General features: G+C 67.2%; 3 protein-coding genes. 2 read left to right on the forward strand and 1 reads right to left on the reverse strand.

Features of this window, described 5'->3' with window-relative positions:
- Positions 1-29: 29 nt before the first annotated feature.
- Positions 30-821, reverse strand: a complete 792-nt coding sequence (locus ACFU7Z_RS37305) for a pyridoxamine 5'-phosphate oxidase family protein (RefSeq protein WP_380782537.1) — start codon at positions 819-821, stop codon at positions 30-32.
- Between the two features lie 480 nt (positions 822-1,301).
- Between ACFU7Z_RS37305 and ACFU7Z_RS37310 the strand changes: the two genes are divergently transcribed.
- Both ACFU7Z_RS37310 and ACFU7Z_RS37315 read left to right on the forward strand, forming a co-directional pair.
- Entirely contained in the window at positions 1,302-2,555 is a 1,254-nt protein-coding gene (locus ACFU7Z_RS37310; protein WP_380782539.1) for a phosphatidylserine decarboxylase, read from the forward strand.
- Positions 2,556-2,617: 62 nt separating this feature from the next.
- Positions 2,618-3,979, forward strand: a complete 1,362-nt coding sequence (locus ACFU7Z_RS37315) for a hypothetical protein (RefSeq protein WP_380782541.1) — start codon at positions 2,618-2,620, stop codon at positions 3,977-3,979.
- Positions 3,980-4,036: the final 57 nt, after the last annotated feature.

Below are 4,036 nucleotides of genomic sequence, written 5' to 3' on the forward strand. Positions count from 1 at the left end.
CGCACGGTCCGGGCCTGCGGTGCCGTGTCCTACGTGGCCCGGTGGCTCTTGACGAGGTCCTGGACGGACTTGGGGACGGGGACGCCCTGGGCGTACTGGTCGGGGACGGGCTCGCCGTAGGTCTGGCGTACGGCGAGGACGCCGCCCCAGGCGTGGGGGTACTTCCGGTCCCGGTCGGTCTCGTGTTCGGACCCCTCGGGGTGGGTCGCCAGTTTGGCGTGGACCGTCGTTCCCTCCTCGCCGAGGTCGACGGAGAGGACCCCGGTGGTGGGCATGTGCTGCCCGTCCGTGTTCAGGTCCTTGTCGTCGATGGGGCGCAGCTCACCCCATCGACCGGGGATGATCTGGTCGCTGAGCGCTTCGAAGGCCTTCGCACGCCCGGAGGGGTCGACCTTCCTGGCGACGCCGTTGACGACGACGGAGCGGTAGTTGAGCGAGGTGCTGATGGCCGCGCGTCCGACGACGAGGCCGTCGACGAGGGTGACGGCCAGGGAGACGGACACGCCGTCCTCGCTCCACAGGTGCTTCAGCGAGACCGGGATCCCGGTCGGGTAGTAGATGGACCCGTGCAGGTAGAGGAGCCTCCGGCCGCCTTCCTCGTGGTAGGCGTAGACCATGGGGACGCACCTCGGTTTGATCACCAGCTGGTCGCCCGGGGTGCTGATCTCGAGGTGGGCGACGGTGCAGACGAAGCCCGCCTTGAGGACGGGGACCCAGTCGTTCGGGTCGGTGCTCACCTGTGTCCTCTTGCCGAACGCCGCGGCGTCCGACGACCCTGTGACGGTGCCCGGTTCCTGGGACATGGCGGGCGTGGCGGGCATGGCGACTCCTTCACGACGGGGGAGGGGAGGGGCCCGGCTCCGCGGGTGACGGGGGCGGGCCCGGGACACGGGTCATGCCTACGGCACGGCGGGCGCCCGACGGGCCCCAACGTGCGCACGGCGGTGGCGGATCACCCCGCCAGAGCAACGATCCCGCCGGCCGCGACCGCGGGACGCCGGGACGTTCCGATGCGCCATCCGGCCGTCCGCCGTTGGAGCGGGAGCGCCCCGCGGCCGTGGCCGGCGGCTTCGGCCGGTCGGCTGACGGGGGCCGGTCGAGGCGGCCGGAAGAACGTTTCGGCTTTTCCGATCGATTGCGGGAGGGGTAATTCCTCATACCGGCAAGGGGATTCACGGACCGGTGAAGCCCATGCGTGTCCGGCCGGCCGTGGACCGGGGCGCAACCATACTCGTGGACGCCGAGACCGGAGAGGCGATCCGAAAGGGGACGCCTCCGCGGCGGATGCGAAAGGGAGAGTCATGCCGGACAACGACGAGTACCCGAAGCCCCTCAAAGATTTCCTCGACAGGATCGACGACTGGTACCGCACCAATCACGAGGGCTTCAAGACCCTGTTCGACGCGACGATCGCCAACGTGGTGAAGTGTCCGGCCGACCCGACCGATCCCGATGGAAAGAAGGTGTACTACGACTGGCAGGGGAAGGGCATCGAGGATCTGAAGAAGTTCTTCGCGGAGTGGTACACCAACTGGACCACGACGAAGCCCAACGACGGCCTGGACTACATCGAGAAGTTCAGTTGGCTCACCTACGAGAACGACTACGGGATGGTCTTCGTGACCTGCGGTCCCGGCCTGGAGATGACCAAGGACTTCACCAACCTGCAGGGCGACCAGATGGATGACACGGGGAAGGACGGGCAGAAGCTCATCAAGCTCTGGGAGAGCGAACTCGGCACGAGGATGGAGGACTTCAAGGACGGCCCCTGGGCCACCTTCAACCAGTTCTTCATCCGGGAGCTGAAGGACGGCAAGCGCCCGATCGACGCCCAGGACGACAACAGTGTGGTGGTCGCCCCGACCGACTGCGTCATCAACATGATCGTCGACGACCTGGCCGAGGAGACGCCGATCCCGGTCAAGACGGTCACCATGAACGTCAAGCAGCTGCTCGCCGGTTCCGATTACTACAAGAGGTTCGTCCCCAGGGAGGAGGGCGGCAGGATGCTCCCCGGGGGCACGGCCGTGTCGTGCATCCTGATGCCCGACACCTACCACTGGTACCACGCGCCGGTAGCGGGTGAGGTCGTGGAGTCCCACGACGACGTCCACGGAATCTACTACGGGATGCGGGACTTCCCCGAGCTCCTCAACAAGGGGAACGTCGGCTACGGGTTCGACTACGAGATGTTCGACACCTTCCGCCGCGGATACCTCATCTTCAGGACGATGTTCACCGACCCCAGGGGGGGCAAGCACGAGACGCACGTGGCGATGGTGACCGTCGGCCTCAACTCGATCGGCTCCGTGCAGTACGAAGCGGACTTCAAGAACCCCCAGAAGCCCGTCCCGGTGACGAAGGGCCAGAAGATCGGGAACTTCCAGTACGGCGGCTCCCTGAACATCCTGCTGTTCGAGCACGGCCGCTTCCCGGCCCTGCAGCTGCACATGGGGCAGCGCATCGGGACCCTTGAGGACCCGGAGCGGACGAACGGGCTGTTCAGCCACCCCCACCACGCGCAGTCCCGCCGGGGCATCCCGTTCGCCCGGTGATCCTGCTGATCCCGTCGATCCCGTCGATCCCGTTGATCCGCTCCCGAACGAAGGACTGAACCATGGACCCGGACGATCTCGTCACGTCGATCCCGGCGAACCTCCTCGACACCAAGAGCCTCGAGCTGGGGATCCGCTCCTACGCGGGGCGCGTACAGCTCGACGGCACGGGCACCGCGAAGAACAACCTCTTCTACTGGTTCTTCGAGAGCCAGACCTGCAGCCCCCACGTGCCCGTCGCCGACCAGCAGGACCTGATCAGCGCCACACCGCTGGTGATCTGGCTCAACGGAGGCCCCGGCGCCTCCTCGCTGATCGGGCTCTTCCTGGAGAACGGCCCGCTGACCATCACCGAGGACACCGTCGGGACCGTGTCGCTGACCACCACCAGCTGGAACCAGGAGGCGCACCTCCTCTACTGGGACCAGCCCCTGGGCGCCGGGTACAGCCACTCCGACGACCCCAAGCACGACGAGTACGTCGAGGACGAGGCCGAACTCGGCCACATGTTCTGGCAGGCGCTCCAGAAGTTCTTCCAGCTGCACCCCGAGTACGCGAAGTGCCCGCTGTACGTCTGCGGCGAGAGCTACGCCGGCAAGTACGTGCCGGCGATCGCCCTGGAGATCGACAAGCAGAACGGGCGGAAGGCGGGACAGCACATCGACCTGCGCGGGATCGCGGTGGGCAACGGCTGGATCACCCCCGAGCTCTCGCTGGGCCTCATGATCGACTACGTCTACACCACCGGGTTCATCGGCCTCGGCCAGCGCGAGGAACTGCTCCGGGACTACGCGAAGGTCCAGGCCGAGATCAAGGAAGGCAGCATGGTCCAGGCCACCAAGGACGGCAACGCCCTGGTGGACAAGACCCTGGCCTACGGCGGGAACTTCGACATCTACGACGCCCGGGGCTGGAAGGGCCTGCCCTGGGAGACGCTGAAGGCGTACCTGAACACCGATCCCGTCAGGAAGGCCCTGCACGTGCCGCTCGGGCTCGAGTGGACGTGCGACGACAACACGGGCCCGGTGGCCGATGCCCTGGTAGAGGACAACATGGCGGACGCGTCCGACAAGTACGGCGCGCTCATCGACAGGAGCGACGGGGGCATCAAGCGCTACAAGGTGCTGCTCTACACCGGGAACTTCGACACCGCCTGCGGCTTCCGGAGCACCGAGGAGATCCTCGACAGGCTCATGCGGGACCGCGACCCGGAATGGCACGGCGCGCCCCGCCTGATCTGGCAGCAGCCGCCGGGCGACCCCAAGGGCTTCGTCCGTCAGCGCGGCAACCTGACGCAGGTGTCCATCCCCGACTCGGGTCACGAGGTGCCGGCGTACCAGCCGGAGACCTGTCGGGAGATGCTCTACAACTGGCTCTTCGAGCGTCCCTTCCACGGGCACGACCCGCAGGGACCGCTCGCGTAGCGGACCGGCGACGGCGCCGGGGAGTTGATCGGACGGCGGGGCGGCACTGCGGTGCCG

Origin of the sequence: Kitasatospora sp. NPDC057518 (genome assembly GCF_042802075.1) — a bacterium.
Classification (GTDB): domain Bacteria; phylum Actinomycetota; class Actinomycetes; order Streptomycetales; family Streptomycetaceae; genus Kitasatospora.

Bases quoted from the DNA above. Each gene is read 5' to 3' on its own strand.
- ACFU7Z_RS37305 (WP_380782537.1), bottom strand. From the start codon at position 821: ATGCCCGCCACGCCCGCCATGTCCCAGGAACCGGGCACCGTCACAGGG.
- ACFU7Z_RS37310 (WP_380782539.1), top strand. From the start codon at position 1,302: ATGCCGGACAACGACGAGTACCCGAAGCCCCTCAAAGATTTCCTCGAC.
- ACFU7Z_RS37315 (WP_380782541.1), top strand. From the start codon at position 2,618: ATGGACCCGGACGATCTCGTCACGTCGATCCCGGCGAACCTCCTCGAC.